We start from the raw sequence: 16191 nt of genomic DNA, 5'->3' as shown, positions 1-16191 counted from the left end.
GCAGCGGATCATAGTGATAATTAGTGTCTTTTCACACTTGATATATATTAGCATAATACTAATTGTTTTTCAATTGCTTTTTATAGCTTTCTATAAATTTTTCATCGTCTTCTGTTAAAGGATATCGATCAAGTAAGTCCGGTCGCTTATGATAAGTACGGATTAATTTTTGTTCATGTCGCCATTGTTCAATATTTGCATGATTACCTGATAATAATACATCTGGAACGGTCATATTTTCAAATTCTCTTGGACGCGTATATTGAGGGAATTCTAATAGACCATCTGAGAACGAATCATCTTGATGTGATTGTTGATTTCCTAATACACCTGGTATTAATCGCACAATCGCATCTGTCATCGTCATCGCTGGCAATTCTCCTCCAGTTAATACATAATCCCCAATTGAAATTTCATCCGTCACTAGGTGCGTTCTTATACGTTCATCATAACCTTCATAATGTCCACAAATAAATACGATATGCTCAGCTTCGCTTAATTCTTGTGCAATTTCTTGTGAAAAAGGTCTACCTTGAGGACACATTAAAATGACACGCGTTTGATCAGTTCGTTGTAAATCTTTCATAGCATTGAAGACTGGTTCAGGTTTTAGGACCATACCCTGTCCACCACCAAATGGGTAATCATCCACTTGATTATGTTTATTAATGGCATAATCTCTAAAATTCACAGTATTCACACTAATGATTTCTTTATCCTGTGCCCTTTTTAAAATGGAGTGATTGAGTACGCCATCAAACATCTCAGGAAATAAAGTTAAATAATCAATTTTCATTAATCTAACAACCCTTCCATAGGTGTTATACGAATCGTTTTATTTTCAATATCAATTTCTTTAACTACATCAGCTATATAAGGAATGAGATATTCCTTTTCTCCTTTAACAACCCAAACATCATTTGCACCTGTTTCAAAAATATTGATAACTCTGCCGATAGGTTGATTGTCATTATCAAATACAGTACTTCCAATGATGTCAGAGTAGTAATATTCATTTTCAGCTAATTCAATATCTTCATGATCGCGTTCTTGGTACAAATAGTCACCTTTATATTGTTCGACGTCATTAATGTTATTTATTCCCTCAAATTTCAACATATGAAATCCTTTATGAACACGGTAAGATAAGACCGTCAATTGTTCTTCATGATTTTGATGATTTACCGTCAATACTTCACCTGGTTGGAAACGGGTATCCGTAAAATCGGAATTAGATTTCACTTTAACTTCACCTTTAATTCCATGTGTATTTACGATTTGACCAACTTCAACTTGCATATTTGCACCTCATTTAATCCATTAATGTCATTTTGTTTATCATATCATGATTTTTCAGTATTTAAAAAGGCGCCATCAGTTGGCGCCTCTATTACTTTACTTATAAAGTTTAAGCTAATTATTTAGCGTGTTTTTGTTCATCAAAAGTTTTTAAAATACCTTGTTTAGATAAGATATTATGAACTGTATCAGTTGGTTTAGCACCGTCTTTTAACCATTTTAATGCTAATTCTTCATCAATTTTAACTTCTGGAGCATTAACACTAGCTGGGTTGTAAGTACCGATTTGTTCGATAATACGACCATCACGTGGTGAACGTGCGTCTGCTACTACGATACGATAGAATGGATTTCTTTTTGAACCTAAACGAGTTAAACGAATTTTAACTGCCATATATAAAACTCTCCTTTATATCTTTTACTTTTTATTTTCTACAAGAAATAATATTAACAGTAACTTGATATTTTGTAAAGACTTTTTTCTTTACCAAATCTAGGTTTTTTTAAAACCGTAGATTTGGTTATGGACTAGCTTTAGCTAGGCCGAACCTTTTGCTAAATGTTTGGTAGTACATTTATTTTTTCAATAAACATCAAAATATCGAACACTATTTGAGAAGCGTTCGATATTTTCACTTAATTAAAATGGTAAGTTCATACCTTTTAACATATTTTCCATTTGACTACGTTTGCCTTTTTTACCTTTACGGCCAGCACCACTGAATTGCTTCATCATTTTCTTCATATCATTAAATTGTTTCATCAAGCGATTCACTTCTTGTAGTGAACGCCCAGAACCTTTGGCGATACGTTTTTTTCTTGAAACATTTAGTACTGCTGGGTTTTCTCTTTCACTTGGTGTCATAGACTGGATAATTGCTTTAATATGGTCAATTTGCTTTTCATCCATATTTAACTTATCCATGCCTTTCATCTTATTCATTCCTGGAATCATTTTCATGATGTCATCAAGTGGGCCAAGATTTTTAACTTGATCCAATTGTTCAAGGAAATCGTCCAATGTGAACGTAGAATTACGCATTTTTTGTTCTAAATCTTTAGCTTTTTCTTGGTCAACATCTTGTTGTGCCTTTTCAATAAGACTTAAAACATCTCCCATACCAAGTATACGAGAAGCCATTCGCTCTGGGTGGAACAGTTCAAGTCCATCCATCTTCTCACTCATACCAACAAATTTAATTGGTTTTTGAGTTACTGAACGAATAGATAAAGCAGCACCACCACGAGTGTCTCCATCTAATTTAGTCAACGTAACACCCGTAACGTCTAATTGGTCATCAAATGATTGAGCAACGTTAACAGCGTCTTGCCCAGTCATAGCATCTACAACTAACATGATTTCATTAGGTTTAGAAATTTCTTTAACTTCTTGAAGTTCATTCATTAACGCTTCATCAATATGCAAACGACCTGCTGTATCAATGATTACAAAATCTAAATGTTCTTCTTTGGCATGTTTTAATGCATTTTCAACGATTTGTTGCGGTTTAACTTGGTCCCCTTCACTATAAACAGGAACGTCAAGTTGTTTACCTACCGTTTGTAATTGGTTAATTGCCGCTGGACGATAAATATCCGCTGCAACTAACATTGGCTTTTTATTATATTTTTTACGCATTAATAATGCTAGTTTACCGGCTGTTGTTGTTTTACCTGCACCTTGTAAACCAACCATCATAACAACAGTAGGTGGCTTGTTTGCCATTTTAATCGTTGAGTTTTCGCCACCCATTAATTGAGTTAATTCATCTTGTACAATTTTAATGACTTGTTGACCAGGTGTTAATGATTGCATTACATCTGATCCTAAGGCACGATCTGACACTGTCTTAACAAATTCTTTAACTACTTTAAAGTTTACATCGGCTTCTAATAATGCTAATCGTACTTCACGCATCATTGCTTTAATATCCGCTTCAGTAACTTTACCTTTACCACGCATTCTCTGTATCGTAGCTTGCAAACGATCAGATAATCCTTCAAATGCCATATCAATTGCCCTCCTTTATCTCTATTTATTCTAATTCTTCTAATTGATTAATGTATTGTTCTAACTTCTTAGAATCATTTAATGTTTGTTTCATATCGTCATAAATTTTACGACGTTGTTCAAATTTTTCATACAAATTCAATTTAGCTTCATAATCTTCTACTAAATCGCCAGTTCTTCTTATATTATCATAAACTGCTTGTCTACTCACATCAAATGTCTCTGCAATTTCACTTAGTGAATAGTCTCTCAAATAAAACAGTTCCATATAATTTCTTTGTTTTTCAGTTAATAATGTTTGATAAAAATCAAACAAATAATTCATTCGCAAAGTTTTAACTAAATCATTTTTCCCCATTTGGATTATCCTCATTATTAAAATCTAATTCAGCAACTTCATCTGGAATATCTTCATTTTGTTCAATCATATCTGCAAATAAGCCATATACATAACTTTCTGGGTTAAATGGTTGTAAGTCATCAAGTTTCTCACCTAATCCTACATATTTCACAGGTATATGAAGTTCATTTCTAATCGCAAGTACAATACCACCTTTAGCAGTACCATCTAATTTAGTTAATACTATACCTGATACGTTTGTAACTTCTTTAAATGAACGTGCTTGAGATAATGCGTTTTGACCTGTTGTTGCATCTAAGCATAATAAAGCTTCATGTGGTGCATCTGGTACAGCTCGGCTAATGACACGTTTCATTTTATCCAATTCTTGCATTAAATTAGATTTGTTTTGTAAACGTCCTGCAGTATCACAAATTAATATATCGACACCTTTATTTTTAGCGGCATTAATTGCATCATATACAACTGCAGCAGGATCTGAACCTTCACTTTGACGAATTACTTCAACACCTACACGGTCTCCCCAAACTTGTAGTTGATCAATTGCACCAGCTCTAAATGTATCTCCAGCAGCAAGCATTACTTTTTTGCCTTCCATTTTATATCTGTGTGCTAATTTACCGATTGTAGTTGTTTTACCAACACCATTTACGCCAACCATTAAAATGACATTCAAACGGCCGTCTTCGAGATTCATTGCTTCTGATTGGTCATCTTCTTGATGATAAATTTCAACAATCTTTTCAACAATAACTTCACGTAAATCTTCAGTTTCTTGTATATTTCGACGTTGAGCTTCAGTACGTAATTCTTCTGTTAATTGCATCACTGTGTTGAAACCAACATCTGCAGTGATTAACATTTCTTCAAGTGCTTCGAAGAAATCTTCATCTACTGTTCTATAACGCGCGATCAAATTATTAAGTTGTTCTTGGAAGTTCTGACGTGATTTTTCAAGTCCCGCTTTAAATTTAGCACCCATTTTTTGTGCTTCAATTTCTTCAAAGTCTTCAATTGAAATTAATCCATCGTCATCAAAGTCCGCTTCACTTAATTTACGTGGTTTTTTCTTCGGTTCTATCTGTACTTCATCATTGTCATCATGAGTTGCGCTACTTTGATAACCTTCTTCTTCTGATAATTCTTGTTCTATATCTTCAGTAGATTTCGTTGAAAATTTGTCTTTTAATCGTTTAAAGAAACTCATGCTTGTTCCTCCTTCATAACCTCATCAATTGTATTTAAGTTGACACTTACTAATTTTGAAACACCTGACTCTTGCATCGTCACACCATATAAACGGTCTGAATATTCCATAGTTCCTTTTCGATGTGTAATAACAATAAATTGAGTTTGAATAGATAATTCTTTTAAAAATTGAGCGTATCGAATTACATTCGCTTCATCGAGTGCAGCCTCTACTTCATCTAGTATAACAAATGGAGCAGATCTTACTTTCAAGATAGCAAATAGTAGTGCAATAGCACTTAATGCACGCTCACCACCACTTAATAAAGATAAGTGTTGCAATTTCTTACCAGGTGGTTGAACAATAATATCGACACCAGCTGATAAATAATCATCATCTGTTAACTCTAATTTAGCATGTCCACCTCCAAATAACGACTGAAATACTGTCGTAAAATGAGATTGCACTTGTAAAAACGTTTCTTTAAAACGACCTTTCACTTCTTGGTCCATCTCACTTATAATTTGTTCAAGTGTTTGTTTCGCTTCACGCAAGTCTGTACGTTGTTCATCTAAGAAAGTATAACGCTCATTTAATTCTTCAAATTGCTCAATAGCATTTATATTTACTGGCCCTAGTTCTTCAATTGACATTTTAGTTAGTTTGACTTTCTTTCTCAACGCATCAATTGGCGTTTCTGAAGAGAATTCACTTCTAGCCCGCTCAACGGTTAGTTGATATTCATCATTCAAATGATCAATTGCATGGTTAATCAATACATCTAATTTCGATTGTTGTGCTTTTATATCTTGATAAAAACTTTCAATTGACAATAAATCTTGATGACATTCTTGCAATGTAGCTTCATGTGACTCAACATGTTCATTGACATCAATACGTTCTTTTTTCAATTGTTTTAACTGATCAGTGATGGATTGTCGGTCATTTTCTTTAGATTTTATCTGTTGTTGTAATTTTTCAAATGCTTGTTCCCCCATCATTTCGTCAGAATTGAAGAGTTTAATTTTATCGTCAACATTTGTTAATTGTTTGTTAATCGTCTCTATCTGTTTATCTGTACGTTCTAATGACGCTTTTTGAGCATTTATTCGTTCTTTAATTACAGCTAAGTCAGAACGTCTTTGGTTTAATTGTTGTTGCACTTGAGTGGTATTCTCTTTACCTTCTTTAGATAATTGAGTATAACGTTCAATATCTGTTTCAAGTTGTTTTAACTTACCTTGAATAATAGTTAAACGCTCTTGTTTTTCAGTTAAAGTAATGCGACTATTTTCACTTTGGTAGCCATCATTTTTCTCGAACTCAAATTCCTCATGTTCATCTTTAATGTGCGCTTCTTGTGTTTTAAGTCGATCTAATTCTAACGCTTCGTTATGAGATTGTTCTTTTACTTCATTATATTTCTGACTCATTTTAAAATAAGTTTCGCTGAGATGTTCAACTTCATTTTTTTGTTTTTGTAGCTGTTTCTCGAAATCTTGTGTTTGTGATTCATAATCTTTTAATTGATTACGCATAGTTGTCAGTTCATCTTTTTGTGAAAGAATACTCTTCGTCTTGCGCGCACCACCACCGGTCATAGAACCACCAGGATTAACAATATCTCCTTCTAAAGTTACAATGCGTGTTTTATATTGGATAGCTCTTGCCAGTTCATTAGCATGTTTCAAATTGTCTACGATAATAGTAGTACCTATTAAATTTTCAACTACAGCTTGATATTGTGAATTAACTTTAATCGCATCTGAAGCTACATTGATAAATCCATTTGTATTTTCAGCGATGTGTCTAATATTATTAGATAATTGTCTCGATCTTATAACATTTAATGGTAAGAATGTGGCTCTACCAAGACCCTTTTGTTTTAAAAATTGTATTGCCTGGCGTCCATCTTTTTCACTATCAACTATGATATGTTGTAATGAAGCACCTAATGCGGTCTCAATCGCTTGAGTCAATTCAGATGGCACATTTATCACTTCTGCAACAGCACCATGAATACCTTGTAGGTAATTATTTTTAGCTTTTAACACATGTTTAACACCATTAAAGAAATAAGTATAATCCTCTTCTTGAGTTTCTAAACTCTCTATTCTAGCTCTCATTTTATCAGTGTATCGATAAGCCTGATAAAGTTTATCTTCATATTCAGTTTGAGTTTGTTTAGCTTTTGATAACTGCTGTTCTAGTTGACTTATTTGAGTCTCAATATCGCTCAATTGTTTAACAGTAGCTTGATGGTTGCGTTCTGTATTAGAAATTTCACTTTGCAACGCTTTAAGTTGATTGAACGCTTCAACCAAGCGAGAATCTAAGCGTGATTTTTTCGCTTCATTCTCTTTAATCGTATGCTCTAAAAAGCGAATATCATTATTTACATCTGATTGTTCAGACATTAATTCATAGTATTCATTTTTGATTGATTCCAATTTTTCGTCATGTTGTTCATCAGAAACATACAGTTTTGATTCTAATTGATGAATACTATTATTCAACTCTTTTTGTTTTTCTTGTAAGGCAGTAATTTGTTGAGTAATATCAGCTTTTTCATTATGAGCATTTTTTAATTCTTGATGTAAATTATCTAACTCTTCTTCAAAACGAGCATTCGTTTCTGATTGATTTCGTTTTCTTTCTTCTAAAACATTCAATCGACCTGTGAACTTTTCATATTCTTCAGTAGCTTTGATTAAATCATAGTTTAATTGTTCAATGTCATTATCAATTTGTTGACGTTGAGACTTTTGCTTTTGAATATATTTATTAATCTGAGCTTGTTTTGCTTCTTTATCTGCTTGTTGGCTTTTTAAATCATTTAATTTTTGATCCAGTTGACGATTATCCTCTGAATATTGGTCGATATCATGTACAGTAACAATAACATCACTTTGTTTCATCTCTTCAGACAATTTTAAATACTCTTTTGCAATTGATGCTTCAGCTTTTAATGGTTCAACGCGTCCTTCTAAATCATATAAAATATCTTCTACGCGTGTAAGATTATCTTCAGTGTGGTCTAACTTTTGTAATGATTCAGCTTTTCGCTTCTTATATTTTAATACACCAGCTGATTCTTCAAGTATTTGTCGTCTATCAATAGGTTTAGCATTTAAAATTTCATCTACTCTACCTTGAGATATAATACTAAATGCTTCTTTTCCTAAACCAGAATCCAGGAATAATTCAGTGATATCTCTTAAACGCGCTTTATCATTATTAAGGTAGTATTCGCTCTCACCACTACGATATAAACGACGTGTCACAACGATATCATCTGAATCAACTTGTAACTTTCTAGCTTTATTGTCAAGTTTCAATTGTACTTCTGCATAATTCTGAGCGTTTCGATGTTCTGCTCCTGAAAAAATAATATCTTCCATTTTAGAGCCACGTAATGATTTGGCGGACTGTTCACCTAATACCCATTTAATGGCATCAGTGATATTACTTTTTCCGCTACCATTAGGCCCAACAATTGCAGTTACACCCTTGTCAAATTGAACATCTGTGTGATCTGCAAATGATTTAAAACCTATGGCATCAATTGATTTTAAATACACCATACTATTCTCCTTGTTAATCATTCCACTCATTCTAGTTGAGAGGAGGACAATATTTTACCGTTTAATGGTTTTCTTTAATATATGTTAAAGATTATTATTGCTTTTTAATTTTGAATAAGCGCTCTCTGCCGCTTTTTGTTCTGATTCTTTTTTAGTTTTACCTTGACCTGTTGCTACTGCTTCATTCTCTAAAATGACTTCCGACGTAAACAATCGATGATGCGCTGGACCTTCTTCTTTAATTAAACGATAAATCACATCTCCACGATTTTGACTATGAACATACTCTTGAAATTGTGTTTTAAAATCAACAACACCAACCAATTCATCATCCTCAACAAATGGAAAAATCACTTTCTCAGCAAATTGCCAAACTATATCTAATCCTTGATCAAGATATAAAGCCCCGACAAAAGCTTCAAAGGCATCGGACACTAATGAAGGGCGTGTTCTCCCACCCGTTTTTTCTTCACCTTTACCTAATAAGATAAGTTGATTTAACTCGATTTTGTTAGCAAATATTACAAGTGAGGGCTCACATACAATTGTTGCACGCATTTTTGTTAAATTACCTTCTGGTAAATCCGGATGTTTATCAAAAAGGTAGCGTGATACCGTCAATTCTAATACCGCATCGCCTAGAAATTCGAGTCGCTCATTATGTGCCAAACGATCCATATTAAAGTCATTGATAAAACTTGAATGAGAAAAAGCTTGTTGATACAAGTCAATATTTGAATATGTAAATCCCAACTCATTCATTTTCTTCGCAAACTGTTGTTGAAAGTCATTAACCATTTCTATTTTTTTTGGATTAGTCACATTAGAACCTCCCATATGTTTATACTTTGTTTGATTCTTAAGAAAAAAATCTGAGCCATCTTGTAGACGACTCAGATGTAAGTTTTTATTTTTCAAGACTATTGATGTATTTAACTGCATCACCAACAGTATTGATTTTTTCAGCTTCTTCATCAGGAATTTCAGTACCAAATTCATCTTCTAATTCCATCACTAATTCAGCGATATCAAGTGAGTCAGCGCCTAAATCATCTTTGAAAGATGCGTCTTCAGTTACTTTATCTGCATCTACACCTAAACGGTCAACGATGATATCTTTTACTTTATCGAAGTTTTCCACGTCGATTCACCTCCTTTAAAAGTGTCTATCCATAGACTACTATATTTTCCCATTTTAATGGGTAAAATACAAGCATTTCTTAAACACTGATAATAAAATTCAAGTACTTCAATTACATGTACATGCCACCATTGACATGGATTGTTTGGCCAGTAATATATTTCGCTCTATCAGATGCTAAAAATGCTACTGTATTCGCTATATCTGTATCTTCACCAAATCGAGATAAAGGTATTTGTTCTAACATTTGTGATTTTAAATCATCACTCAGTGCGTCTGTCATATCCGAAACAATGAAACCAGGTGCTACCGCATTGACAGTAATACCACGTGATGCAAGTTCACGTGCGCTTGATTTCGTTAAACCTTCTATGCCTGCTTTAGTAGCAACATAGTTAGCTTGTCCTGGATTACCCATGGCACCTACAATACTTGATAAGTTAATGATTGCACCACCACGTTGACGAAGCATTTGAGGTGTAGCCTTTTGAATGCAATTAAATGTACCTTTAAGATTAGTATTGATAACATCATCCCATTCATGTTCTTTCATGCGCATTAATAAGTTATCCCGAGTGATACCAGCGTTATTTACAAGTACATCTAACGAACCAAATTGACTAACGACTTCTTTAATCATAACTTTAACTTCGTCGCCTTCAGCTACATTTGCTTGAATCGCAAAACTTTCAACACCTTTAGCTTTAATTTCAGAAACAACTGCTTCAGCTTTTTCTTTATTACCTGCATAGTTTACGGCTACATTGAAACCATCTTCAGCCAATTGTAATGCGATACTACGACCAATACCTCTTGAAGCACCAGTCACTAATGCATTTTTATTCGTCATGATTATTCCATCCTTTCACATCTTCTAATGTTTGAATTGATGTCAATTTAACATCGCGATTTATTTTCTTAATTAAACCAGATAAGACCTTACCAGGACCAATTTCTATAAAATGATTTACACCTTGCGCAATTAACCATTCTACTGAATCGATAAATTCAACGGGTGCATATAATTGTTTAATCATATTGGACTTAATTGTTGCTGCATCAGTTTCACCCTGTGCATTAACATTTTGAACTATCGGTAACGATGCATCATGCCACTCAAATTGATTAATGAATGACTCAAAGTCTTTTTCAATCACTTGCATCATTGAAGAATGGAAAGGTCCAGAAACCGCTAAAGGTAAGACACGTTTAGCACCTAACGATTTTCCTTCTTCAACAAATTTATCAATAAGTGATTTGTGACCTGAAACTACAATTTGACCCGGACAATTAATGTTTGCTGGTTCGACCAATTCATCATTTGTAGATAATTCTTTACATATTCGGTCTACTTCTTCATAACTCAAACCTAATACTGCAGCCATACTACCAACACCATTTGGAAAAGCTTGAGCCATTAATTGACCACGTTTGCGAACAATCTTAACTGCATCTTCAAATTTTAATACTCCTGCAGCAACTAAACTAGAATATTCACCTAAGCTGTGTCCCATAGTATAATCAGCATTAATATTATCTAATGCACTATATAACGCTATACTATGCGTCAATAAAGCTGGTTGTGTATGTTCAGTTTCACCTAGTTTGTTCTCATTATCTGTAAACATCGTTTCCAATAAATCAAAGTCCATTGCTTCTTGAGCTGTATTTAGAATATTTGTCGCTTTCGTATCCTTATTAAACAAATCACTTGCCATGCCAACTTTTTGTGCACCTTGACCTGGGAAAATAATTGCTACCTTACTCATCCTTACCACCTACCGTCTCTCTCATAATCTCGACAATCTTTTCATCGCCAGCAATTTTAGCTTGTCGAATCGCAGAATAAAACGCACGAGCATTAGATCCACCATGCGCTTTAACAACCGTTCCGTCAAGACCTAATAATACTGATCCACCGTATTCTGCATAATCCATCTTCTTAGTAAATGTATCTAAGTCTTTTTTTAATACTAAAGCTGCTAGTTTGTTTTTTAAACTTCCTAAAAATGTTTCTTTCAACATTTTACCTATTGATTTTGCAGTACCTTCGATATTTTTAAGTACCATGTTACCCGTATATCCATCAGTTACTACTACATCAGTATTACCTTCCATTAACGTTTTAGCTTCAATATTACCATCAAAGTTAAAGCTTTGATCGCCTTTAAGTAGTTGGTAAGATTTCTTAGTCAATGTATTACCTTTAGCTGGTTCTGTACCGATATTTAATAATGATACTTTAGGATTTTGAATGCCACGTATTTTTTTAGCATAAATATTACCAAGTTGTGCATATTGCAATAAATGTTCAGGTTTCGCATCTGCATTGGCACCCACATCTAAAAATACAAATCCTTTTCCATCAATTGTTGGTAAAGTGACTACAAGTGCTGGTCTTGCCACACCTTTAATACGACCAACAATGAATAAACCTGCTGACATAAGCGCACCGGTATTACCTGCAGACACACATCCATCCGCTTCACCATTTTTCACTGCTTCTGCCATTCTTACCATTGAACTGTCTTTCTTACGTTTAATAGCTCTTACAGGTTCGTCTTCCATTTCTATTTTCTCAGAACAATGTCTAAATTCTATACGTTCATGATTGAGTGTGTATTGATTTTTATCACCAAATAAAATAATCTCTAAATCTTTAAAATCATTAACTGCTTTCTCAACAGCTTCTAAGACGATACCGGGTGCGTCATCTCCACCCATCATATCAATAGCAATTTTAACCATGTCATTCATCCTCGCTTATATAAAACATTTTAAACGTTCCTTTAAACACTATTGTGTCTCTTACGTATGAGTTTACTTCTATAACAAAATGGTGCGAAGTTTTATTTACAACGTGTGCTTCTGCCCTTACTGTATCATTAAGTTTAACTTTCTCAATGAATGCTACATTACTTTCCTGTGTTAACACTGTTGATTTATGTATTAAGGCTACACAAAGCGAATTTGCCTGAGCAAATAACACATGACCTCGTGCTATCTGAGTCTTCGTAAAAACGGATTCTTCAGTAATTTCAATGAGGGATTGAGCGGATATATTTGGTTCAACTTGAATTAAATCTCCAACCACTTCATTTGCCTCTAGAGCACGAATTTGTTCATAATTTTGCTCAGCTACTAATTTAATACGCTTTCGTAGTTCTGGAATACTTAGGTTTGTTCTATCTAACCGTATGGTTTGAATACTAACTTCAAACTGTTCACATAATTCACTATCCGTAATAAAGGGATTTAATTCAATTGCTTTTTGAATCGCCTGACGACGTTCTGCTTTTTTCAATTTCAATTAAATCCCTCCTTAAAAGTGAAATTAGTACCAAGTCTTAAACATTCCTCACATATCATAACACTTTCCGTTTGATAAGCTCAACAAATATCATAGTGCTATATTTTATTTTTTGACAATAGTGACTTTTAAGTATCAATCAAAACTCATATGTAGCAAGTTCTGATTAATGAATTCACGTAAGTGCTGATATGTTTCTGTAAAAAATTCACCTGATTGTATCAACTCTGCCGCCTCGTCTCGAGCTACTTCAAGCATTCGATAATCTTCAACAATGTTCGCTACCATAAATTCAGGCAAACCACTTTGTTTAACTCCAAAGAAGTCACCAGGACCACGCATTTCTAAATCACGCTCACTCAATTCAAAACCGTCCGTTGTTTGCGTCATAATAGTCATGCGTTCTATGCCATTTTCTGTCTTGGGAGATGCGATAAGGACACAGTAACTTTGGTGTTCACTACGTCCTACACGACCTCTTAATTGATGCAACGTTGATAAACCAAAGCGGTCTGCATCATATATCATCATAAATGTCGCGTTTGGTACATTGACGCCAACTTCAACTACAGTTGTTGAAACTAGTATATCTATATCATGTTGACTGAATCGCATCATAACCTCATCTTTTTCTTCAGCTGACATTTTACCATGTAATAACCCTACTTTTTCCTCTCCATAATGTAGTTTAAGTGATTCATACAACTCGACTACATTTTGCACATCTTCAAGATGCTCTGAACTCTCAATCAACGGACATATTACATAGGCTTGACGTCCTTTCTTAAGTTCAGACGTCATTTGTGATAGCACTTGCTCATATTGTTCATGCTTTGACCAATTTGTAATAATTGGCTTGCGCCCTTTAGGTAGTTGCTTAATGGATGACACATCCATTTCACCAAATACAGATATAGCAAGTGTTCTAGGAATTGGTGTTGCTGTCATAAAGAGTACATTCGTCATCGCACCCTTTTCTCTTAAAAGTTGACGTTGATTGACTCCGAAACGATGTTGTTCATCTGTTATGACAAGTCCTACATTTTGAAATGTTACATCATCTTGAATAAGCGCATGTGTACCTATTAAACAATCAATAGTACCATTTTCTAATTGCTCTAATAGAACTTTTCTTTTTTTACCTTTAACAGAACCTGTCAGCAATGCTACATTCATGTACTCACCGAACAGTTTAATTAAACTATTTGCATGTTGTTCAGCTAAAATTTCCGTAGGGACCATTAATGCTGATTGATAGCCCGCTGTTTTCAACGCATACATACATATTGCTGCAACAACTGTTTTACCTGATCCTACATCACCTTGTAGTAATCGGTGCATACGTATCGGCGCTTTTAAATCTCTAAAGATTTCATTCACACTCTTTTTTTGTGCATCAGTTAATTCAAAAGGTAAAGTTTCTATAAAATCTTTCACTTTTTGAATATCGTAATTTATCTCAATAGCTTCGTCAGATGACTTTTCTAAACGATTTAACCACTGCATTCTTAATTCAAACATAAATAACTCAGTAAAGGCATATGTTCTTCTAGCACGTAATAAGTCCTGTCGATCCTTGGGACGATGTAAGGCATATAGTGTATCCTCTAAAGATTCTAATTTATATTTCTGTTTAAGTTCTTCTGTAAGCCATTCATGGATTGTAACATCATCTAAAGTTTGATAAATCATATCCCGCATTTGTTTTTGTTTAATGCCCTCTTTAATACGATAAACAGGTTCTAACTTAATTTCATTTGTATCTTGTGATTTTTCATTAAAAAACATCCTGTTTCCATTTATTTCTTGTTTTGCACGATTCCATTTTCCTTTAACAGTTACCGTCCCATGAAGTTCAATTTTCTTTTTCAAGTATGGTTGATTAAAGAAGATACACTTGACCGCGATGTTATCTACCATCAAGTGTACTGTTAACTTTGATTTATTTCTGCCGAAAAATGCGACAGTTGGCATCGAATAAACTTCTCCGACAATTGTGACTGTAGATTGATCTTCAGCCATATTTAAATCTACAACTGTATTATCTTCGTAACGAGTCGGTAGATAGAGTACTAAGTCTTCAACCGTGTTAATATTCAGTTCTTGCAATAAAGCAATTCTTTTTGGTCCTAGTCCTTTGATACTTTGAAGCGGATACGGACTTTCTATTAAATTGACTTTAGTCATAACTTCTCACCTAGTATTTGTAATATTAATCTTTATTTTATCATGATTAGGCTGATTAATTGATTGTTACGCCTTTTGCACTATAAAAAAGGTACGAAACAATATTCATTACGAATTCATTGTTTCGCACCCTAATTCACTATATGATTAATGTTTATCTTTCACATGCCCATCCATCTTTATCACGGTCTAACTTAGATTGATAAGCAGGATGTACTTTTTTAACTCCATTGGGATATTTCTTTCTCATCAAAGTACAATTTTTATAATATTCTTTAGATTGCTTTTTTGTTGTTTTTGAAGGTGAGGTCTTTGGTGTTGTTGGCTTCACAGTAGAGTTGGCAGTAGATGTCTGACCTGTCTTGGTTTTAGAGTTCGATGTTGTCGTACTCCAAATATTTAACTTTTCAGCTTGAGCTTTCGATTGACTCACCTTCAACATCTGTTCGAACGTATTATTAGGTGGATAAATGTATGTTACTCGTGCTAATCCTTGTCTTACAACGGCTTCATTAACCATTCTACCATCAGCATAAACATACGCTAAATAACGACCATATTTATCTGTGCGTTGCCCTCTATCAAACTGCACTTGAATAGTACGAGCATTCGCTAACATATTTGTCGTGAAACGACTAGCTTCTGGACCATATTTTTGAACAGGTTTACGTGGATCTTTAGTTTCAGGTGTATCGATAAGCAACAATCTAAAAGTCGATTTCTTCCCTTTGTAAAGTAGTTGAACAGTATCTCCGTCAATACCCTTCACAAATTTAACTTTCTCTTTCGTTAATACATTACTTTGCGCATTAACAATGTGCTGTGGCATTACTACTAATAATGAGGTAAACGCTATTAAAATCGACAAACTTGCAATGGCAACCTTCTTTTTAAAAAGGAGTAACATAAGACTAATAACAAGACAAATAAATACTAAATATAAATTCCCCATAAGTATTCTCCTAATATTTAATATACATATATTTTATACTAAACATCATAAAAAATACTATTAAAATTTTAATATTTTTATCACTTAAATCACTTATAAGAAAATGAAAGTTTAGCTCCATATAAAAAAGGCTCTACGTCAAATCGGACTGATGAGT

15 protein-coding genes are annotated in these 16191 nt (G+C 33.8%); all 15 read right to left on the bottom strand.

Annotation, left to right across the window (positions count from 1 at the left end; genetic code table 11):
• Positions 1 to 58: 58 nt before the first annotated feature.
• On the bottom strand, positions 59 to 796 hold the full coding sequence (gene trmD / locus HMPREF3134_RS08925; protein ID WP_011275960.1) for a tRNA (guanosine(37)-N1)-methyltransferase TrmD: 738 nt from the start codon (positions 794 to 796) through the stop codon (positions 59 to 61).
• On the bottom strand, positions 796 to 1299 hold the full coding sequence (gene rimM, locus HMPREF3134_RS08920) for a ribosome maturation factor RimM (protein ID WP_011275961.1): 504 nt from the start codon (positions 1297 to 1299) through the stop codon (positions 796 to 798). The genes trmD and rimM overlap by 1 nt, the downstream gene beginning before the upstream one ends.
• Before the next feature lie 118 nt (positions 1300 to 1417).
• Complete coding sequence (gene rpsP, locus HMPREF3134_RS08915; protein WP_011275962.1) at positions 1418 to 1693, bottom strand: 30S ribosomal protein S16; 276 nt, start codon at positions 1691 to 1693, stop codon at positions 1418 to 1420.
• A 246-nt stretch (positions 1694 to 1939) separates the two neighbouring features.
• Complete coding sequence (ffh, locus tag HMPREF3134_RS08910; RefSeq protein WP_011275963.1) at positions 1940 to 3310, bottom strand: signal recognition particle protein; 1371 nt, start codon at positions 3308 to 3310, stop codon at positions 1940 to 1942.
• 25 nt (positions 3311 to 3335) lie between these two features.
• A complete protein-coding gene (locus HMPREF3134_RS08905; protein ID WP_011275964.1) occupies positions 3336 to 3668 on the bottom strand; it encodes a putative DNA-binding protein in 333 nt (110 codons plus the stop codon).
• Complete coding sequence (gene ftsY / locus HMPREF3134_RS08900) at positions 3655 to 4878, bottom strand: signal recognition particle-docking protein FtsY (protein ID WP_070442279.1); 1224 nt, start codon at positions 4876 to 4878, stop codon at positions 3655 to 3657. Before ftsY ends, HMPREF3134_RS08905 begins: the two co-directional genes overlap by 14 nt.
• Entirely contained in the window at positions 4875 to 8444 is a 3570-nt protein-coding gene (smc, locus tag HMPREF3134_RS08895; RefSeq protein WP_070442276.1) for a chromosome segregation protein SMC, read from the bottom strand. The genes ftsY and smc overlap by 4 nt, the downstream gene beginning before the upstream one ends.
• A gap of 84 nt (positions 8445 to 8528) precedes the next feature.
• Positions 8529 to 9281 carry a ribonuclease III gene (rnc, locus tag HMPREF3134_RS08890; protein WP_370739552.1) on the bottom strand — a complete coding sequence of 251 codons (753 nt, stop codon included), beginning with the start codon at positions 9279 to 9281 and terminating at the stop codon, positions 8529 to 8531.
• A 70-nt stretch (positions 9282 to 9351) separates the two neighbouring features.
• Positions 9352 to 9585: an acyl carrier protein gene (locus HMPREF3134_RS08885; RefSeq protein ID WP_001830184.1), complete on the bottom strand. Its 234-nt coding sequence runs from the start codon at positions 9583 to 9585 to the stop codon at positions 9352 to 9354.
• A gap of 112 nt (positions 9586 to 9697) precedes the next feature.
• On the bottom strand, positions 9698 to 10435 hold the full coding sequence (fabG, locus tag HMPREF3134_RS08880) for a 3-oxoacyl-[acyl-carrier-protein] reductase (RefSeq protein WP_070442271.1): 738 nt from the start codon (positions 10433 to 10435) through the stop codon (positions 9698 to 9700).
• Positions 10425 to 11354 carry an ACP S-malonyltransferase gene (gene fabD / locus HMPREF3134_RS08875; protein WP_070442268.1) on the bottom strand — a complete coding sequence of 310 codons (930 nt, stop codon included), beginning with the start codon at positions 11352 to 11354 and terminating at the stop codon, positions 10425 to 10427. The genes fabG and fabD overlap by 11 nt, the downstream gene beginning before the upstream one ends.
• Complete coding sequence (gene plsX / locus HMPREF3134_RS08870) at positions 11347 to 12333, bottom strand: phosphate acyltransferase PlsX (RefSeq protein ID WP_070442266.1); 987 nt, start codon at positions 12331 to 12333, stop codon at positions 11347 to 11349. The genes fabD and plsX overlap by 8 nt, the downstream gene beginning before the upstream one ends.
• A gap of 1 nt (position 12334) precedes the next feature.
• The gene (gene fapR / locus HMPREF3134_RS08865) at positions 12335 to 12895 is read right to left on the bottom strand and encodes a transcription factor FapR (RefSeq protein ID WP_070442263.1); all 561 of its coding nucleotides are present in this window, start codon (positions 12893 to 12895) and stop codon (positions 12335 to 12337) included.
• Positions 12896 to 13030: 135 nt separating this feature from the next.
• Positions 13031 to 15082, bottom strand: a complete 2052-nt coding sequence (gene recG, locus HMPREF3134_RS08860) for an ATP-dependent DNA helicase RecG (RefSeq protein WP_070442260.1) — start codon at positions 15080 to 15082, stop codon at positions 13031 to 13033.
• Between the two features lie 154 nt (positions 15083 to 15236).
• Positions 15237 to 16034 carry a thermonuclease family protein gene (locus HMPREF3134_RS08855; protein WP_070442258.1) on the bottom strand — a complete coding sequence of 266 codons (798 nt, stop codon included), beginning with the start codon at positions 16032 to 16034 and terminating at the stop codon, positions 15237 to 15239.
• Positions 16035 to 16191 lie beyond the last annotated feature (157 nt).

It is taken from the genome of Staphylococcus sp. HMSC14D10, from assembly GCF_001808125.1.
GTDB lineage: Bacteria > Bacillota > Bacilli > Staphylococcales > Staphylococcaceae > Staphylococcus > Staphylococcus haemolyticus.
Note: the sequence above shows the minus strand (reverse complement) of the source record. Positions and strands in the feature narration are given on the sequence as shown.

Bases quoted from the DNA above. Each gene is read 5' to 3' on its own strand.
- plsX (WP_070442266.1), bottom strand. From the start codon at position 12,333: ATGGTTAAAATTGCTATTGATATGATGGGTGGAGATGACGCACCCGGT.
- rpsP (WP_011275962.1), bottom strand. From the start codon at position 1,693: ATGGCAGTTAAAATTCGTTTAACTCGTTTAGGTTCAAAAAGAAATCCA.
- rimM (WP_011275961.1), bottom strand. From the start codon at position 1,299: ATGCAAGTTGAAGTTGGTCAAATCGTAAATACACATGGAATTAAAGGT.
- trmD (WP_011275960.1), bottom strand. From the start codon at position 796: ATGAAAATTGATTATTTAACTTTATTTCCTGAGATGTTTGATGGCGTA.
- ffh (WP_011275963.1), bottom strand. From the start codon at position 3,310: ATGGCATTTGAAGGATTATCTGATCGTTTGCAAGCTACGATACAGAGA.
- fabD (WP_070442268.1), bottom strand. From the start codon at position 11,354: ATGAGTAAGGTAGCAATTATTTTCCCAGGTCAAGGTGCACAAAAAGTT.
- fabG (WP_070442271.1), bottom strand. From the start codon at position 10,435: ATGACGAATAAAAATGCATTAGTGACTGGTGCTTCAAGAGGTATTGGT.
- rnc (WP_370739552.1), bottom strand. From the start codon at position 9,281: ATGGGAGGTTCTAATGTGACTAATCCAAAAAAAATAGAAATGGTTAAT.
- HMPREF3134_RS08855 (WP_070442258.1), bottom strand. From the start codon at position 16,034: ATGGGGAATTTATATTTAGTATTTATTTGTCTTGTTATTAGTCTTATG.
- HMPREF3134_RS08905 (WP_011275964.1), bottom strand. From the start codon at position 3,668: ATGGGGAAAAATGATTTAGTTAAAACTTTGCGAATGAATTATTTGTTT.
- recG (WP_070442260.1), bottom strand. From the start codon at position 15,082: ATGACTAAAGTCAATTTAATAGAAAGTCCGTATCCGCTTCAAAGTATC.
- smc (WP_070442276.1), bottom strand. From the start codon at position 8,444: ATGGTGTATTTAAAATCAATTGATGCCATAGGTTTTAAATCATTTGCA.
- ftsY (WP_070442279.1), bottom strand. From the start codon at position 4,878: ATGAGTTTCTTTAAACGATTAAAAGACAAATTTTCAACGAAATCTACT.